Raw genomic sequence first — 16,456 nt, 5'->3', positions numbered from 1 at the left:
GTGCAACTTCGCACATTGATTCCCGTCGCGCTCTCCTTGGTGCTCATCACCGGCACCGCGCAGGCCGCAGAGAACCCCTACGAACGGGGCCCCGCACCGACCGTCTCGAGCATCGAGGCGACCCGTGGCCCGTTCGCCGTGTCGGAGACCTCCGTGTCGTCGCTCGTCAGCGGCTTCGGTGGCGGCACGATCTACTACCCCACCAGCACCGCCTCCGGCACGTTCGGCGCGGTCGCGATCTCGCCCGGCTACACCGGCACCCAGTCCACCATCTCGTGGCTGGGCCCGCGCATCGCGTCGCAGGGCTTCGTGGTGTTCACGATCGACACGAACTCGATCTACGACCAGCCCGACAGCCGCGCCTCCCAGCTCCTCGCCGCTCTCGACTACCTGACCCAGCAGAGCAGCGTGCGGACCCGGATCGACGCCACCCGGCTCGGCGTCATGGGTCACTCGATGGGTGGTGGCGGCACGCTCCGCGCGGCCAGCCAGCGCCCGGCGTTGCAGGCGGCGATCCCGCTGACCGGCTGGCACACCACGAAGAACTGGTCCTCGGTGCGCGTCCCGACCCTCGTGGTCGGCGCCGAGGACGACTCCATCGCGCCGGTCTCGTCGCACTCGGAGCCGTTCTACACGTCGTTGCCGTCCACGTTGGACAAGGCGTACCTGGAGCTCAACAACGCCTCGCACTTCGCCCCGAACTCGTCGAACACGACGATCGCGAAGTACAGCATCTCGTGGCTCAAGCGGTTCATCGACAACGACACCCGGTACGAGCAGTTCCTCTGCCCCGCGCCGGGACGCAGCACGCTGATCGAGGAGTACCGGGACACGTGCCCGCACTCCTGACCTGAGCGCGGGTCGCGGCGCCTGAACCAGCGCGGGGGCGCCGCGACCCGTCCCCAGGGTGTGTGTGGCCGGTGCCGGTTCGTCCGGCGCCGGCCATGTCGGCCGTTCCGGACCGGTCAGGCGAGGTGCCCGTCCGGGCGCACCAGCCCCGCGTCGGTCTCCACGTACCCGCCGGAACGCAGCCGTGCGAAGAGCGTGTCGCCATCGGACAGGCGCCGGTCGGGCACCCGCCGGCCCGTCGCGTAGGCCACGTCGAGGCCGGAGAGCCGCTCGGCGAGGTACTTCGACATGTCCGGAGCTGCCGCGATCAGCTTGCTCGTCACCGCGCGCAACGCCTGTCCCTCAGGCGAATAACCGGTCATCAACGCCGTTTGGGCGCGGGTGTGCTCCAGCAGGTCGACCCCGACGGGGTGGCGCTCGGCGTGGTAGGTGTCGAGCAACGCGTCGTCCGCGCGCCCGGTGACGACGGCGGCGAGCTTCCAGCCGAGGTTGTGCGCGTCCTGGATGCCGACGTTCATGCCGACACCGCCGGTCGGGAAGTGCATGTGGGCGGCGTCCCCGGCCAGCAGGACGGTGCCCGAGCGGTAGGTGGCGGCCTGGCGGGTGGCGTTGCCGAAGCGGGACAACCACCTCGGGTCGCGCAGGCCGAAGTCGGTGCCCGCGATCGCCGTGACCGTCGCGCGCAGCTCGTCGAGGGTCAGCTCGCCGGGCCATCCTGGGCGGTTCGTGCCGGGATCGCTGCCGACGACGCGGTGCACACCGCCGGGCAGCGGCACGACCAGCAGTCCGCCGCGGGCACCCGTGACGCTCGCGAACCCCCGTTCGGGCGGGGCGTCCAGCACGACGTCCCCGAGCCAGCCCCAGGTCGTGGCGTCGGTGCCGGGGAAGTCGATGCCGGCGGCCTGGCGCACGGTGCTGCGCGTCCCGTCGCAGCCGGCCACGAACCGCGCGGCGAGCACCTCGCCGTCGGCCAGCTCGACGCCGTCACCGGTCAGGCCGGCCACCCGGCAACCGCGCCGGATGGTGGCGCCCAGCGCGAGGGCGCGTTGTTCGAGCAGTTCCTCGGTGCGGGCCTGCGGCAGGGCCAGCGTGAACGGGTAGGGCGTGTCGAGCACCGCGAAGTCCATGCGGTCCGGCAGCCCGCCGAAGTGCCCGTTCGGGATGCGGACGCCTTCGGCGAGGAACGGCTCCACGACACCACGGCAGTCGAAGATCTCGATCGTGCGGGGGTGGATCGTGAGCGCCTTGGAGTTCACGTCCCGCTCCCGGCGCGCCTCCAGCACCGTGACGGAGGCCCCTCCGAGCCGCAGCTCCCCCGCCAGCCACAAGCCGGTCGGCCCTGCCCCCACGACGACGACGTCCTGCATGACTCTCCCTTGGTCACTGACCAACAACTGCGGCCGAGTAGACTAGGTCAGTGACCAAGAGTCAAGCGGACGTGGTGCGCACCGCCCTGGAGATCCTCGACGAGCTCGGCGCCGAGGCCGTCTCGCTGCGCGCGATAGCGCAGCGGCTCGACGTCCGGATGAACACGGTGCTGTGGCACGTCAAGAGCAAGGCGCGCCTGGAAGAGCTGATGGCCGACGCGATCGTCGCGGGCGTCTCGCTCGACGGCTTGCCACGGGACTGGCGCGAGCGGGCCGCGGAGATCGCCCGCCGCTACCGGCGGGCCCTGCTCGCGCACCGCGACGGCGCACTGGTCGTGGCGGGCACCTTCGCCGCCGAACCGGCCACGCTGGACACCGCGGAGGCGCTCGTCGCCGCACTGCTGGACGGCGGCCTGTCCGCGCGGGACGCGGCGTGGACCACCTGGAGCCTGATCTACCTCGTCCTCGGGCTGACGCAGGAGGAACAGGCGCTGCCCGGCCGCGCCCTCGGCGAACCGGCGGTGGGCGAACGCCCGGCGTTGCGGCGCATCCTGCCGTTCCTCTCCGGGGAGTCGTTCGACGAGCGGTTCGAGTTCGGCGTCGCGAAGCTCCTCGGCAGCTAGCGGCGGACCGAGCAGGCCGTGGCGGGACGACGCCGGCGACCGCGCTCAGGCCAAGGCGCCGGGCTCGCACGCGCGAGGGCAGGGGCACGCCGGCCGCCGAGCCGCTCACCGGGAGGCGGAAGTCCCGCGGCGGCTCGGCTCGGCGGTCATCTCGGCCAGCCGGTCAGCTCGGTCAGCTTGGCCGGACCTGCCGCCATCAGCCCCGCACACCGTCGTGGACGACCGGTTCGACCTGCCGCGCCCGTCGGCGGGCGGGCACCGGCGGGTCGAGCAGCCGCCGGTACTGGCGTTCCACCGCGCGGGCGACGTCCGGCCAGGTGTGGCGGGCGTTCACCCGGTCCACCGCCGCGATCGAGCACGACGTCCTGAGGGTGTCGTCCTCCAGCACCAGCCGGAGCTTCCTGATCAGGTGCTTCAGGTCGCGCTGTGGGACGAGGACCCCGGTCACACCGTCGATCACGGCATCGGTGAGCCCTCCGACAGCAGTGGCGACAACGGGCACGCCGCACGCCATAGCCTCCAACGGCCAGACTTCCCACGAAGCATGCGACGGCACGCACGCCGCCACGTCCGCCGAACGCAACAACGCGGGCATGTCCTCCCGCGCGACCGCTCCGAGCAGGCGCACGCGCTCCTCCACCTCGCGCTTGCGCGCCCACTGCCGCAGCCGCTCCGTCGCCGCGGGTGCCAGGTCACCGGCGATCACCAGCTCGACACCCGGCAACCACGGCAGCGCCGCGACGAGATCGGCCACCCCGTTGCCCACCGACGGGTCCGCGACCGAGACGATGCGCCGCAGCTCCGTGCGGGCGGCCGTCGTGCCCTGCGGCTGGAACAGGCCCGCGTCGACGCCGCGGGGCACCATCGCGATCCGCGACCGCGGCACGCCCGCCGCGGCCAGGCCCAGCAGCTCCTGCCCGCAGCTCGCGAGCACGAGCGCCGCCTGCTTGCCGACCAGCCGTTCGACACCGGCCTGCTGGTCGGTGCTTCTGCCGAGCCCCTGGAAGGACTGCACCACGGGCACACCCGCCGGTTGCGCTGCCAGCACCGCCGCCAGGCCGGAGCGCCACGAGTGGGCGTGCACGAGGTCCGGCGGCGAGTAGTCCCACTCGGCGCGCAGAGCGTCCACGAAATCACCCATGTAGGGCTGTTGCCCGTCGTCGGTCGTGCGGTTTTCCGATGTGGACCGCAGCCGTGCCGGTCGGCAGCCCGGCGGGACGGGTGTCGCCGGCCCTTCCTCGCCGTGCACCGTCACCTCGTGCCCCAGGCCGGCCAGTGCCGTCGCCAGGTCGGCGACCTGGACGTTGCGCCAGGAGGGGGCCTCTTGCGCGAACAACATCGCGATCTTCATGCGCCTTCTTCCCCGCGTCGTGCTGCGCTCCCACCTCGGCGGGGCGAGAGCTCGGCACCCGAACACGTGCCGGGCACGTGTGTGGTCGGTCGCGAAGTCCGCGGCACCGCGCGTTGCGCGGCCGGATGCGTAGGCATGGCTGATAGCCCGAAGTGGGCAGCCCCGCGCCCCGCCCTCCGGGCGGACCGTTACGACGGGCTGCAGGCTGAACCCACTCCGACAGTAGCCCACAGCGGAAGGGGCCGCAGAACGGTGGGCGGACACGTGCGGCGGGGCCGCGCGGGGAAGGGGGCGGCGCGGAGCGGGTCAGCTCTCCCAGATCACCGGCGACTTGACGTAGCCGTCACCGCGGTTGTACTCGCCGGCCACGACCTTCGAACCGTCCGGAGCGCCGGTCAGCACGCAGGTCTCGTACTTCGCCCCCGCCGTCGTGAACTCCTTGGGCGCGCTGGTGGACTTGCAGGTCGGCGTGTCCCCGGTGATGATCACACCGGTGCCCTTGCCGTCGGAGCCGAGGCCGCGCAGGGAGATCGAGGCGTACCTCAGATCGGTCCCGCTCAGGTTCTCCACCTGCACGCGCAGGTAGAACGGCGTGATGTTCTTGGCCTTGTCGCCGAACTTCACCAGGTCCTCCTTCGCGCCCTGCTCGATGGCGGTGAGCGTGACGGCGATCGTGCCGTTCTTGTCGTTGGAGGAGTACGGGAGCACCGCGCGGGCGCCGACCTTGAGCTTCGAGCCGGGAGCGGTCACGTCCCCACCGGCGGCGACCGGCGCGGAAGCCGACGAGGTCGTCGCACGGGAACTCGCCGTGGTGGTCGCCATGGTGGTCATCGTCTCCGCCTGCGTGGAGGCGGGTGTCGCAGAACCGGTCGTCTCGGATCCGCAGGCCGACAGGAACAGGCCCGCCGTCGCGACAGCGGCGATGAACAGGGGGCCACGGGCGTGCGTCACTGCGGGACTCCTCGTGCGACTGCGGAAAAGAAGCGGGGATCGCACTGGAGGCTAGGTCGCGGACGCGCGGGCCGGTATCGGTCGTTCACACCACACGGGCCTCAGAGGTCGTCGAGGCCGATCAGCCCGTCCTGGATCGCCCGCGCCACGAGCGCCGCCTTCGTGGGTGCCTGCCGGCCGATGGCGGCGTACTTGACCCTGATCCGCTCCAGGTGCGAGTTCACCGTGCTGAGCGTGATGTTGAGCCGCTGGGCCACGAACTCCTTCGACTCGGACTGGAACCACTCCACGAGCACCTCGGTCTCCCTCGGCGACAACGCGGGGCGGGTCTCCGACCGGTCCCCCGCCAGCGCGCCCGCGAGCGCCGGTGGCGTGTACGACTGGCCCGCCGCCGCGGCGCGCACGGCCTGCACCAGGTGGTCGGCGCCCTCGGCCTTGGTCAGGTAGCTCAGCGCGCCGATCTCCAGGCACTGCAGGACGACCTCGTCGTCGGCCCGCATCGAGTACACGACCACCTTGCGGCCGTCCTCGACGAGCTTGCGCAGCGCGGACAGCTCGGGCGCGACACCGCCGAGGTGCAGGTCGAGCACCACCACCGCGGCGCGGGCACCGGGACCGGTCCAGGCGACCCCGGGGTCCTCCCCGCTCGCCACGAGCGGGATTCCCGCGGAGGACAGCCAGTGCTCCACTCCCGCGCGCACCACGGGGTGGTCGTCGACCACGACCGCGGTCACCTCGTCCGCCATCGCGCCTCACTCCTCACCAGTCCGCTGTGGACGCTCGTCTCGACCAGGACCGAGGCCGGCACGTCCCCGGCCTCCGGCAGCACATCCGGCGCGTCCGCCACCACGGCCACGCGCACCTCGGTGGCGGTCCGCAGCAGGCTCACCTTGGCACGGCCACCGGCGGCGGCGAGCGCACGGGCCATCGGCGCCACGAGCGCCCGCCGCACTTCCGTCGGCACGGGTGTGGCCGTTCCGCTCACCGCGAGCGATACGACCACGCCACGCCGTTCGGCCACGTCGACGCACGCCGTCAGCTCGTGCAGCAACGGGTCCGGCACGTCGTCGTTCTCCGCGAACAGCCTGCGCAGCTGCACGGCCGCGACCGAGCAGCGCAGCCTGGTCGCCTCGTCCGCCGTGCTCACCACCTCGTCGGCGAGGTCGGCGAGCAACGGCAGCAACGCGCCGAGCTGCCCCTCGAACCCCTCGCGCAGGTCCTGCTCCCGCTGGCGGGCGAGCACTTCACGGGTGCGCGCGGCGTCGTGCTCGGCAGCGGCCCGGGCCGCGAGCCTGCCGTCGCGCAGCAGCACCCTCGTCATCACCAGGACGCCGAGCTGGAAGCTCGTGCCGCTGAGGATCACGACCCCGGCCGTGCCGGCGTCCCCGTTGCCCGCGTGCAGGAACCACGCCACGCAGAAGCAGACGTGGGCGGCGAGCGCCGCGACCAGGGCGGCGGGACGCTCCACCAGCACGAGCAGCAGGTACCAGCCCACGAGACCGAACGCCCAGTCCGCGGGACCGAACGACGCCCCCGCCGGCAACGCCGTCGTCGCGAGCACCGACGACGTGAGAGTCACGGCGGCGAGAGCCCCCGCGCAGCCGGCGGACGGTTCCGCGCGGCCCGCCACGACGTGACCGGCGACGAACGCGAGCACCGAGGTCAGCAGGACGTACGCGGCCCACGCCGCCGGACCCTGGTGATGAGCGACGAGCGAGGGCAGCGTCAGCACGAGCTGGGTCGCGAAGACCACCACGACCAGGACTCGCCGCGTCGTCGCGAAAACCGCGTGGTCAGTCATCGGCGGGCCAGCCCAGTCGCGCGGTCGTGCCCCTGCCCGGCGCCGAGTCGACCACGGCGGAGCCGCCGGCGGCGCGCAGCCGCTGCACCACCGAGCCGCGCAGGCCGCGCCGGTGCCCCGGCACGTCGTCGAGGACGAATCCCCGGCCGTCGTCCCGGATGACGACGAGCGCGCCCCGTCCTTCCCGCGACACGGTCAGCTCCGCGGTGGCGGCTCCGGCGTGCCGCTCGACGTTCGCGAGCAGCTCACGCGCGGCCCGCACGAAGGCCAGCGCGACTCCCGCCGGCACCGGCACCACCTCGGCGGACACCCGCACCGGCACCTCGCTGTCGCGCGCCACCGCCGTGAGCGCGGCTCCGAGGTCCACGGTGCCCTGCGCGTTGTCCCGTTCGGCCAGCAGCACCAGATCGCGGCGAGCCTGCGCGGCGACCGCCTGCGGATCACCGCCGTGCGCGGCCATCAGGAACGTCGCCGCCGCGGTGTCGTGCAGCAGGGCGAGGTACTCACGTTCCCGTCTACCGCGATCCAGCACGACCGCCGCCGCCCGGTTCTGCTCGGCGGCGCGCTCGCGCAACACGTCGACCCGCCGGCTCGACCGCCGCAGCAGCTCGTGGGCGACGCGCGCGAGCACCGGCTCCAGCACCGCCCGGACCAGCACGCCGGGACCGGTCGTCGCGACCTGCACGGCCAGCAACGCCACCGTGGCCGGCACGGTGACGCGCGGCGGCCACTGCCATTGCCAGGTGATCAGGGTCGTGGTGAGGACGGTCAGCACCCACTGCCCGCCGGCACCTCCCAGCACGACCGACAGCACCACCACGCGGACGAACCCCACCGGCAGCGCCACGCGGGGCAGCCGGAAGTCGGCGACGGAGGTGACCGCGACGAACGCGAAGAGGGCCCAGCCCAGCGGCGAGCTGACCGAGAACGCGCCGAAGAGGCTGATCAGGACGACACCCGCGCCCCGGATCGGGCCCGCGAGCCGCGACATCGTCGCGAGGAGCCTGACCTCCAGCAGCACGTGCGGCATTGTGTCAGGCGATCCCGCCGTGCCCGGCGGCCACTGACCGGAGGATCGTTTTCGATCTACACTGAAGTAATGGAGTTCACTGCGGCTGTGCGGACTTGACCCGTCCCTTGGTCGTCCACATGCGGTAGCCCGCCGCCAGGGCGTCGGCCTCCGACGCGAACGTCATGTCGCCCTTCATCCGCTTGTAGTACGGGGATTCGGGCGTGTGGTAGACCATCGTCCTGGAGTTGCCCTTGAGCAGCGGCGACTCCGGCCGCACGGGCTCCGCGACCGCCTTCTCGGCGGTGTGCTCCACGACCACCTTCTCCGCGGCGAGCCGCGGCGAGGGCAGGGCCAGCAGCGGCTTCGGCGGCTCGGCCTTCCCCCGGCCGCGCACCGACAGCCACGTCAGCAGCGAGCCGGCGGCGAACGACACCAGGCACAGCACGAACATCTGCGACAACAACCAGAGCACAGGAACTCCTAACGGACGACGACGTCGACCTGGCGCTTGGCCGGGTCGAACTCGCCGTCGGGGGCGGGACGGGTCTCGGTGGCGATCAACGCGGCCGGCACTCCCTGGCCAACGAGGACGTCGCGCACCATCTGCGCGCGGGTTGCCGCTATCGCCGGGTCGGTTCCGTGCGCCACCAGCGTGATCGAGGCGCGCGGTGCGACGAGGAGCATGCGGCCGACGCGTTCGGCGAGCACCGGACCGTGGCCTTCCCACGCCGTGGTGCCCTGGACGAACCGGATCGCGCCGTTGCCGTTCACCAGCCGGTTGACCGAGTCGTGCAGCGCCTCGACGTTCAGGTCGCCGACCGCCGCCGACGGCCCGACCTCCAGCCGGTCGACGACCTCCAGGCCGTTGGCCGCCTGCCGGACCGCGTCGTGCACCGCCGTCGCACGGGACTCGTCGGGCACGCGGGCCGCGATGACGACCTGACCGTTGTGGACGGTCGTGGTCACGTCCGGCACCCTCGCGGTCAGCGCGGCCGAGACCAGGCGCCCGACCACGACCGGCGGGATCGGCAGCGTGCCACCGAGCCGCAACGCCGCGGTGACCCGGTGCTCCGCCGACCGCACCGCGTCGAGGAGCGCGCGGCGTTCCACCTCGTCGGACACCGCGCCCGACAGCAGGATCTCGCCGCCGCGCACCGCCACGAGCAACTGCTCCGGCTCGGCGGTGCGCACGTCGGCGCTGCCCACGCCGGACACGTCGGAGACCACGGCCCGCACCGCGTCCGCGGACCTCGGGGAGACCTCGGTGACCACGACCGAGCGGCCGTTCACCGTGACGACGCCGTGGTAGCCGGCGTTCCCCAGCGCCGTGCGCACGTCGGCGTGCAGCGTCCGTTCGATGCCATCGCCGTGAACGAACACGCCGGTGGCGGCGAGCAACGCGGGCACCAACAGCCCGCCAATCCAAACCGCGTGAGGCAATCGCACGCGGTGGGATTACCGGACCACGAGGCCGAAAAGCCAACCGTTCCAGCCGTTCGGAGCGAACTTCACCCGGTCAGGTGGCTTCGCGGAGTGGAGGCCGCGCCGGGCGAGCGGAATGCGGCTCCGCGGGACCGAGAGCCCCGCGGAGCCGCGTCCCCTCACGTTCGCACGGTGTTCCGCGTCCGCCGCCACGCGATCACGATGAGCGCGATCAGGCCGAACAGCGGAATCGTGCTGATCGCCCAGGACAGGCCCATCGGCGGGCCGGGCTGCTCCATCACCTGGAGGTTCTTCAGCTCGCCCGTCGCAGGGCCCGCCGGGCCGTCGATGGCGAAGGTGAACGTCCACGTGCCCGGCTCGGGCAGCGCCTGGATGTCCAGGCCCCACACGTCCCGCTTGCGGGGGTGGCGCGCCAGCGGGCCGTCGTCCACCAGCTCGCCGTTCCAGCTCATGCTCAGCACACCGGACTTGCCCGCGATGCCGTCCTCCGGCGCGAACGTGAAGTCGAGCGACTGCATGGCTTTGACCGGCCAGGTGCTGAAGCCGACCGTCAGGTCGTACGGTCCCGCCTGGACCTTCTCGGTGTGGACGACGTTCACCGGCTCGAAGGCGAGCGACGGGGTGGCGAGGCCCAGCAGCAGGGCCAGGGTGCCCAGCAGGCCCAGCGACGTCTTACGCATGGCGGTCTTCCTTTGCTGGTGCGAGGTGGCGCAGCATCTGGCCGAACCGGCGGCCGAGCATCCCGGCGAGCGCGCCGAGCACCGCGCCCGCGACGACGGTGGCCAGGTACCTCTCCGCGTTCGGGAAGTTGCTCCCCTGCACGAGCACCCGCTGCACCGGCGCGAGCGCCGTGATGATCACGCCGCCCACCGCGCCGGGGATCCAGGCCGGCAGGTTCCGCAGCAGCTCCACGGCCACCGCGACGAGGAGCAGGCTCATCGGGATCATGTTGGGCAGCGCGGGGATGCCGTCGGCGTAGTCGCGCAGCGGCAGCCCGGTGGCGTTCGCGTAGACCTCCGTGGCCCACGGCGAGAACCACCAGAACACCGCCTGCAGCACCGCGACCACGACGCCGACGGCGAGAGCGCCTCCGCGCCGGTTCAGCACGTACGCGCCCATGAACAGGATCATCACCGAGAAGAACCCGCTACCCGCGCTCACCGTGTTGACCGGGCCGCCGGGCAACGCGCGCAGGCCGAGCACGGTCACCATGCTGAACGCGAGCAGCGTTCCCGCGGACGCGGCCACCCCGCGGACGCCCCACCGCTGGTCGCGGGCCACCGCGAAGATCATGACCGCGCCGACCATCGTGATGGAGATCGACAGCAGCAACCCGATGTGGGGCGGCGAGTCGATCACGGCGTCGAAGCCGTACAGGCCGTGCCACCACTGGTCCCACAGGCCGTAGACCAGGAACAGGGCCGCGCCGGTGCCGGAGACCAGGTACCCGACCGGTGCGGCGAAGGCGCGCCCGAAGACGTTGACCGCGCGACCGCCGACCACCGGGTCGACCGCCTTGGCGCGCTTGGTGTCCGCTGTCGTGAGGAGCACGACGAGCAGGCTCGCCAGGCCTGAGATCGCACTGCCCGCGTACAGGAACAGGTGCGGCATCGTGAAGAACGTGTCCGGGCCGACGTCGGTGTGCCACTGGATGTCCCAGGTCAGGCCGATCAGCGAGAGCAGGGTGCCGCCGAGCACGACGCTCGCCGGGACCAGCCCCCTCGGGACAGCCCTCGTCGACGACGTCGCGGCGACCGCCGTGATGTCCACTTGGTATTCCTCCCCCTTCAGGTGAGCAGCAGCGGGATGACGACCCGCTCCGCACTGAATGACACGGTGATCTCCCATTGCCCGGCCATGAACAGGTCGACGCCCCCGGCCCGGTAGTGACCGGGCCCGAGCTCGGCCGCGGTGATCGGGGCCACCGCGTGGCCCATCCGCGGCATCGCCGGTTCGACCGTGACCTCTCCCCGCGCCGCGTTGCCGGCGCGGTCGGTGACCCGCAGGTCGAACGAGTTGCTGCCGGACCTCGTGCTCGCCGGCGTCAGCACGAACCGGAACCGGTCGCTCTCGGCGAGCTGCGGTCGCGCCTCGACGCCGCGCGGCCACAGCACCACCAGCGCGGCGAGCACCGCGACGACCCCGGCCAGGGCGAGCACCACGTTGCGCTTCACCTCGGGGACACCGCCTTCGCCGCGGGGACGTCGACGAACTCGGGCACGGTGACGACCGAGTAGCCGCGTTCGACCTGGATCCACACGAGGTACCGGCCGGGCAACGGGAACGAGTAGGTGAACGGCACCTCCGGCCCGTAGGCGGCGACGCTCTCGTCCGGCCGGTCGGGCAGGCCGGGGGCAGGCGGGATCATCGAGTGCACGTGCGCCCAGATCGGCGCGGACACCGGACCGTCCGCGACCGGCCCGACGACGATCATGTGCCCGAGCATCCCCAGCCACGGCTGGAGATCGCGTTCGCCGAAGTCGGCCGTGATCGTGCTCGGCCTGCCCGCCTCCCGGACCTCCTTGGTGACGACGGCTTCCCCCGCCACCGGCGCGGGCGTGGACGTGCCGGAGACGTCGACGCTCGACCGCAGCAGCTGCACTCCCCCGCCACGCCGGGCGATCTCCGCGGCGATCGCGTGTGTGCCCCGCTCCGGGTCCTTCAGCCGAGCGCGGTACTCACCGGGTGCCGTGCGGACCGGGTGCAGGTGCCGGAGGTGCCCGGCCGGCGACACCACCACGAGGTGGACGAACGCGCTGTCGTGCACCAGCAGGTCGTCCACCGGACGGCCGGAGGACCCGTCGGTGAGGCCGAGCACCACGTCCTGGCCGTCCATGCGGGGCACCAGGTTCACCGGCGGCCGGGAGAAGTCCGTTGTGGACGTTCGCGCCCAGGGGTTCGTGACGTTGTCGAACGTCGGGTCGAGCTGCGTGCCCGGCGCCGCGACCGGCGGGATGCTCGGGGCCAGCAGGGCCGCCGTCACCCCGACCGCCACCGCGGCGACCACGCCGGCCGTCGGCACGAGCGCCAGGCCGGGCCTGCCGAGCACGGCGCACCCCAGCGCCACCAGCAGCAGCACGCCGGCCGCGACGAACCCGCCGTAGGTCGCGTTCTCCCAGGGCGGGGCGACCAGCGCCGGCACGACGAACGGGATCGTGGCCCCGTCGACCGCCAGCTCCCACGGACCGGGCCGGTCCACGTGCACGACGCCGGGGTGGAAGCCGGGCGCGGCGCCGAGGACGACCTTCGCCGTGCTGGCCGGCGCCCCCGCGGCCCGCGCTGTCAGGGTGATCTCGCCGGGCGGCGAACCGGCGTGCGTGACCACGTCGACGTGCACCGGCCCCGGCACCTCGGCGACCCGCCGGATGATCACCGTGAGCTCGCGGTCGCCGAGGCTCTGCGCGACGTGGATGTCCGCGCCCGACTGGGCGCCGTCGGCCAGTGCCGGGGCGGCGACTCCGAGAGCCGCCCCCAGCACGAGGAGCAGGATCGCACCACTTCGTCTCATCGCGGCCCAAGGTAGCGATGGCGGCGGGCCGGAATCGTCACGGCCCAGGCGGAATCCGCGTCCCCCGCGCGGGGGATCTCCGACCCCTGCGCGGCGGGAGGACCCCGGGGCGGTGATGGGGCAGGATTCCCGGCGATGGACTCGATCAGGTTCCCCCTCAAGCACCAGTCCCGGCTGGTGGCCGCCGTCTGCATGGTCGTGGACGGCGGCTTCGTGCTGCTCGGCGGCTGCACGTGGGGGCAGATGTGGGTGGTGCTGGGGATGACCCTCGCCGTCGACGCGATGCTGGCCGGTCCCGCGCGCCTGTCCGGCTGGGTCGCCGCGGCCCAGGCCGCGCTGCCCCTGCTCGTCCTGCTGACGATGGGCCAGAACTTCGACGCCAACGACGCCGGGATGCTGATCGCCGGCTACCGCGCCGGCGCCTGGCTGCGCGGCGGGTCGGCGTACGCCGCGCTGGGAGCCCTCTCCGCGAGCCTGATCGCCTGTTCGCTCGTGGTGGGCCACGGCCCGCTGACGGCGGTGCTCGTGGCGGCCAAGGCCGCGGTGCTGCCGTGGCTCGTCGGCCGCTACACCACGGCCCGCCGCGCCTACCTCGCCGAGCTGGAGAAGCGGTCGGCGATGGAGCAGCTCGACGCCAAGGCCGCGGTCACCAAGGCGATCACCGAGGAGCGCAGCGCCATCGCCCGCGACCTGCACGACGTGATCGTGCACCACGTGAGCGCGATCGGCATGCACGCGGGAGCCGCCCGCCTGGGCATGCCCCACGGCGACACCCGGCTGGCGACCTCGCTGCGGTCGGTCGAGATCGCCAGCCGCGCCGCGATGGTGGACCTGCGCCACCTGCTCGACCTGCTGCACGGCGACAGGTCCGAGGGCACGCGGCAACCGGGCCTCGGCAACATCGACGAACTGCTCGACGGCGTGCGCTCGGCGGGAACGCCGGCCCGCCTCGACGTCCGCGGCCGGCACCGCGACGTGCCGGAGTCGTTGGACGTCACCATCTACCGGATCATCCAGGAGATGCTCACCAACGCGGTGCGGCACGGCGACTCCTCCGGCGTGACGGTGATCCTGGAGTACGGCCGCGACGAGCTCACCGTCACCGCCGAGAACGCCATCGGCACCGGCACCGGCACCGGCACCAATGGCACCGGCACCAATCGCACCGGCACCGCCCGCACCGGCACCGCCCGCACTGGCACCGCCCGCACGGGACCGGTGCGCCGCGGCCTGGTCGGCATCCGCAACCGCGCCGGCATGTTCGGCGGCACCACCCACTCCGGCCTGGAACCGGACGGACGGACGTGGCGCACCGTCGTCACGTTCCCCCTGGAGGCGTCATGACCCTGACCGTGCTGCTGGCCGACGACCACGCGATGCTGCGCTCCGGCATGCGCGCCATCTTCGACACGCAACCGGACCTGCGGTGCGTGGGCGAGGTGGCGGACGGCCGCGCGGCCGTGGCGGAGGTGGCGCGCCTGCGCCCGGACGTCGCGGTCCTCGACATCCGGATGCCCAAGCTGGACGGTCTCGGCGCCACGGAGATGATCCTCGCCGACCCCGCGAACCGCACCAAGGTCCTGCTGCTCACCACGTACGACACCGACGAGTACGTCTACCGCGCGCTCAACGCCGGGGCCAGCGGCTTCCTGCTGAAGTCGCTGCCGCCCGAGGAGCTGATCTCCGCGATCCGGGTCGCGGCGCGGGGGGACGCGCTGATCGACCCGTCGGTCACCCAGCGGCTGATCGCCCGGTTCGCCGTCAGCCTCGCGCCTCCCCCCACGCCGCCGGAGCTGGCGTTGCTGACGGCACGCGAACGCGAGGTGCTGGAACTCCTGGCAGCCGCGCACAGCAACGCCGAGATCGCGGCCCGGCTGCACGTCGGGGACGAGACGGTGAAGACGCACGTTTCCCGGGTGCTGGCGAAGCTGGGGCTGCGGGACCGCGTGCACGCCGTCGCGTACGCGCACATGAACGGGATCGTGCGGACGCGCGGGGAGTGAACGGGGTCAGGTGCGGCTGAACGGGTGGCGAGCTGCCGGCAGGACGCCGGTGAGAAAGTCCGGCAGCGCCTGTTCCGCCTCATACGCGAACAAGCTCAGACACGGCCGAACAGATGACGTGCCGCCGCCAAATCACGATCCCCGGTGAGGAAGTCCCGCAACGCCCGCTCCAACTCATCCCCGCGGATCGTGCCGTCGCCGTCGTGGTCGAGCTCCCGCATCGCGGCGATCAGCTCGTGCCGGCGCGGGCTGTGGTCGAGCAGCCGGGAGTACTCGTCCTGGCGCACCTCGTCGTTGCCGTCGCGGTCGATGAGGTGGCGCACGGCGGCGGCGACCGCGCCGTAGCCGCGCTCGGGATCCGGCGGTCCCGGGTAGCGGCCGGCGGCCAGCGCCTGGTGGTACGCGGCGGCGGTCATGGTGCTGTCGGCCGGTGTGCCCGTCGCCGAGCACATCTGCTCCCACCAGGACCGGAACGCCTCGTGGACGTGGTCCTCGTCCTCCTCGTCCAGGTCGAGGTGGGTGCTGATCTCGCGGGCCATCGCCAGCACGTCGTTCCAGCGCAGCGTTCCGTCGCCGTTCTGGTCCAGCACGGTCTCGAAGAACGACTCGGGGACGGCCTCGGCCCGCGGGGTCTCGGCTGCCCTGATCGAGGCGGCCGCGAAGGGCAGGTACCGCCACGGTTTGGGCAGCAGGGCGGTGGCCAGGCGCACGGAGACGTGCAGTCCGTCCACCAGCAGACCGGCGCCGGGAACCGGGGTCAGGCGCAGGCGGTCGCGCAGCACCGGGGGCAGGGTGACGGCGGTGGCCTGGACGACGGCCGTCACCACGGCGTAGCGCAGCGGGGCCCACACCAGCGCGGGGATCGGCACGCCGGTCGGTGGCGGGATGCGGTGGATGCTGCCGGACAACAGGTCGCGGACGGTGGCGTTGTCCTCCAGGACGTCGGTGACCACCCGGTCGAAGTAGAGCCGGAACTCCTCGTGCGTGGCCGGGAGGTCGCCCGCGGAGAGCCCGAAGTTCTCGCCCAGCCGCCGCCACTCGGCGTAGAAGCGGGCCGTCTCGTCGTCGGGCAGCGGTTCACCGCCGAGGCGTTGCATGGTCAGCACGGCCTCGAACAGGGTCAGGTGCACCCAGGCCCGTGCCGCGGTGTCGCCCGCGTCGAACGCACGGCCGTAGCCGTCGGTGCCCCGCATCCGGCGGTGCAACCGTTCGAGCCGAGCCAGCTCACGGCGTTGCTCGGCGGCGCTGCCGTAGACGTAGGTCTGGAGGCTTTTCAGCGTGCGGAACAACCTCCGCCACGGACGGGCGTTGTAGACGGAGAACTCGGCCACGGCGGCGCCCACCGCGGGGTGCGCGGCCTGCAGCACCAGCGCCCGGTGCATCACCAGCAGGAAACGCCACTGCCCGAGCCGGTCCCAGGTGCTCGACCCCGGTCCCAGCGCCACGTCGACGGTCATTGCGCCGAAGCTAGCCATGACGCCGGGACACCAGGCCGCGCCCCGCTCGGCGTTCACCTCATGCGGTGGTGAATTCCACCCACTTGCCGCA

General features: G+C 72.8%; 17 protein-coding genes. 4 read left to right on the top strand and 13 right to left on the bottom strand.

Annotated elements, in window-relative coordinates:
• Entirely contained in the window at positions 1-849 is an 849-nt protein-coding gene (gene bdeA / locus BMW88_RS15875) for a bis(hydroxyethyl) terephthalate hydrolase (RefSeq protein ID WP_245777812.1), read from the top strand.
• Positions 850-965: 116 nt separating this feature from the next.
• Here bdeA and BMW88_RS15870 read toward each other — a convergent pair whose 3' ends face one another.
• Entirely contained in the window at positions 966-2,216 is a 1,251-nt protein-coding gene (locus tag BMW88_RS15870) for an FAD-dependent monooxygenase (RefSeq protein ID WP_089951483.1), read from the bottom strand.
• A 50-nt stretch (positions 2,217-2,266) separates the two neighbouring features.
• Between BMW88_RS15870 and BMW88_RS15865 the strand changes: the two genes are divergently transcribed.
• Entirely contained in the window at positions 2,267-2,839 is a 573-nt protein-coding gene (locus BMW88_RS15865) for a TetR/AcrR family transcriptional regulator C-terminal domain-containing protein (RefSeq protein WP_218148078.1), read from the top strand.
• Positions 2,840-3,035: 196 nt separating this feature from the next.
• Here the strand turns inward: BMW88_RS15865 and BMW88_RS15860 are convergent, their stop codons facing one another.
• From BMW88_RS15860 to BMW88_RS15810, 11 genes are all read right to left on the bottom strand, one after another.
• Positions 3,036-4,190: a glycosyltransferase gene (locus BMW88_RS15860; RefSeq protein ID WP_089951481.1), complete on the bottom strand. Its 1,155-nt coding sequence runs from the start codon at positions 4,188-4,190 to the stop codon at positions 3,036-3,038.
• 306 nt (positions 4,191-4,496) lie between these two features.
• The gene (locus BMW88_RS15855; RefSeq protein WP_089951480.1) at positions 4,497-5,141 is read right to left on the bottom strand and encodes a hypothetical protein; all 645 of its coding nucleotides are present in this window, start codon (positions 5,139-5,141) and stop codon (positions 4,497-4,499) included.
• 101 nt (positions 5,142-5,242) lie between these two features.
• The gene (locus BMW88_RS15850) at positions 5,243-5,887 is read right to left on the bottom strand and encodes a response regulator transcription factor (protein WP_089951479.1); all 645 of its coding nucleotides are present in this window, start codon (positions 5,885-5,887) and stop codon (positions 5,243-5,245) included.
• Positions 5,872-6,942: a hypothetical protein gene (locus tag BMW88_RS15845; RefSeq protein WP_089951478.1), complete on the bottom strand. Its 1,071-nt coding sequence runs from the start codon at positions 6,940-6,942 to the stop codon at positions 5,872-5,874. The genes BMW88_RS15850 and BMW88_RS15845 overlap by 16 nt, the downstream gene beginning before the upstream one ends.
• Positions 6,935-7,963, bottom strand: coding sequence for a sensor histidine kinase (locus tag BMW88_RS15840; RefSeq protein ID WP_245777811.1), 1,029 nt, complete (start codon positions 7,961-7,963; stop codon positions 6,935-6,937). The genes BMW88_RS15845 and BMW88_RS15840 overlap by 8 nt, the downstream gene beginning before the upstream one ends.
• Before the next feature lie 85 nt (positions 7,964-8,048).
• A complete protein-coding gene (locus BMW88_RS15835) occupies positions 8,049-8,426 on the bottom strand; it encodes a sunset domain-containing protein (RefSeq protein ID WP_089951477.1) in 378 nt (125 codons plus the stop codon).
• A gap of 8 nt (positions 8,427-8,434) precedes the next feature.
• Entirely contained in the window at positions 8,435-9,361 is a 927-nt protein-coding gene (locus tag BMW88_RS15830; protein ID WP_143116094.1) for an OmpA family protein, read from the bottom strand.
• A 194-nt stretch (positions 9,362-9,555) separates the two neighbouring features.
• Positions 9,556-10,077 (bottom strand): hypothetical protein, encoded by a 522-nt coding sequence (locus BMW88_RS15825; RefSeq protein WP_089951475.1) that lies wholly within the window; start codon positions 10,075-10,077, stop codon positions 9,556-9,558.
• Positions 10,070-11,167 carry a hypothetical protein gene (locus BMW88_RS15820; protein ID WP_089951474.1) on the bottom strand — a complete coding sequence of 366 codons (1,098 nt, stop codon included), beginning with the start codon at positions 11,165-11,167 and terminating at the stop codon, positions 10,070-10,072. The genes BMW88_RS15825 and BMW88_RS15820 overlap by 8 nt, the downstream gene beginning before the upstream one ends.
• A gap of 17 nt (positions 11,168-11,184) precedes the next feature.
• Positions 11,185-11,571: a FixH family protein gene (locus tag BMW88_RS15815; RefSeq protein WP_245777810.1), complete on the bottom strand. Its 387-nt coding sequence runs from the start codon at positions 11,569-11,571 to the stop codon at positions 11,185-11,187.
• Positions 11,568-12,905: a hypothetical protein gene (locus BMW88_RS15810; RefSeq protein ID WP_177221126.1), complete on the bottom strand. Its 1,338-nt coding sequence runs from the start codon at positions 12,903-12,905 to the stop codon at positions 11,568-11,570. The genes BMW88_RS15815 and BMW88_RS15810 overlap by 4 nt, the downstream gene beginning before the upstream one ends.
• 135 nt (positions 12,906-13,040) lie before the next feature.
• On the opposite strand from BMW88_RS15810, the gene BMW88_RS15805 reads away from it, so the two are divergent.
• Together BMW88_RS15805 and BMW88_RS15800 are read left to right on the top strand one after the other, a co-directional pair.
• Positions 13,041-14,249 carry a sensor histidine kinase gene (locus BMW88_RS15805; RefSeq protein ID WP_089951472.1) on the top strand — a complete coding sequence of 403 codons (1,209 nt, stop codon included), beginning with the start codon at positions 13,041-13,043 and terminating at the stop codon, positions 14,247-14,249.
• Positions 14,246-14,908, top strand: coding sequence for a response regulator (locus tag BMW88_RS15800; RefSeq protein WP_089951471.1), 663 nt, complete (start codon positions 14,246-14,248; stop codon positions 14,906-14,908). Before BMW88_RS15805 ends, BMW88_RS15800 begins: the two co-directional genes overlap by 4 nt.
• Before the next feature lie 95 nt (positions 14,909-15,003).
• Here the strand turns inward: BMW88_RS15800 and BMW88_RS15795 are convergent, their stop codons facing one another.
• Positions 15,004-16,365 carry an oxygenase MpaB family protein gene (locus tag BMW88_RS15795; RefSeq protein ID WP_177221125.1) on the bottom strand — a complete coding sequence of 454 codons (1,362 nt, stop codon included), beginning with the start codon at positions 16,363-16,365 and terminating at the stop codon, positions 15,004-15,006.
• Positions 16,366-16,456: the final 91 nt, after the last annotated feature.

Source organism: Lentzea xinjiangensis, from assembly GCF_900110955.1.
Lineage (GTDB): Bacteria > Actinomycetota > Actinomycetes > Mycobacteriales > Pseudonocardiaceae > Lentzea > Lentzea xinjiangensis.
The sequence above is the reverse complement of the archived record's forward strand: the minus strand, read 5'-3'. Positions and strand labels throughout refer to the sequence as shown.

Bases quoted from the DNA above. Each gene is read 5' to 3' on its own strand.
- BMW88_RS15825 (WP_089951475.1), bottom strand. From the start codon at position 10,077: ATGCGTAAGACGTCGCTGGGCCTGCTGGGCACCCTGGCCCTGCTGCTG.
- BMW88_RS15805 (WP_089951472.1), top strand. From the start codon at position 13,041: ATGGACTCGATCAGGTTCCCCCTCAAGCACCAGTCCCGGCTGGTGGCC.
- BMW88_RS15795 (WP_177221125.1), bottom strand. From the start codon at position 16,365: ATGACCGTCGACGTGGCGCTGGGACCGGGGTCGAGCACCTGGGACCGG.
- BMW88_RS15870 (WP_089951483.1), bottom strand. From the start codon at position 2,216: ATGCAGGACGTCGTCGTCGTGGGGGCAGGGCCGACCGGCTTGTGGCTG.
- BMW88_RS15850 (WP_089951479.1), bottom strand. From the start codon at position 5,887: ATGGCGGACGAGGTGACCGCGGTCGTGGTCGACGACCACCCCGTGGTG.
- BMW88_RS15810 (WP_177221126.1), bottom strand. From the start codon at position 12,905: ATGAGACGAAGTGGTGCGATCCTGCTCCTCGTGCTGGGGGCGGCTCTC.
- BMW88_RS15800 (WP_089951471.1), top strand. From the start codon at position 14,246: ATGACCCTGACCGTGCTGCTGGCCGACGACCACGCGATGCTGCGCTCC.
- BMW88_RS15860 (WP_089951481.1), bottom strand. From the start codon at position 4,190: ATGAAGATCGCGATGTTGTTCGCGCAAGAGGCCCCCTCCTGGCGCAAC.
- BMW88_RS15845 (WP_089951478.1), bottom strand. From the start codon at position 6,942: ATGACTGACCACGCGGTTTTCGCGACGACGCGGCGAGTCCTGGTCGTG.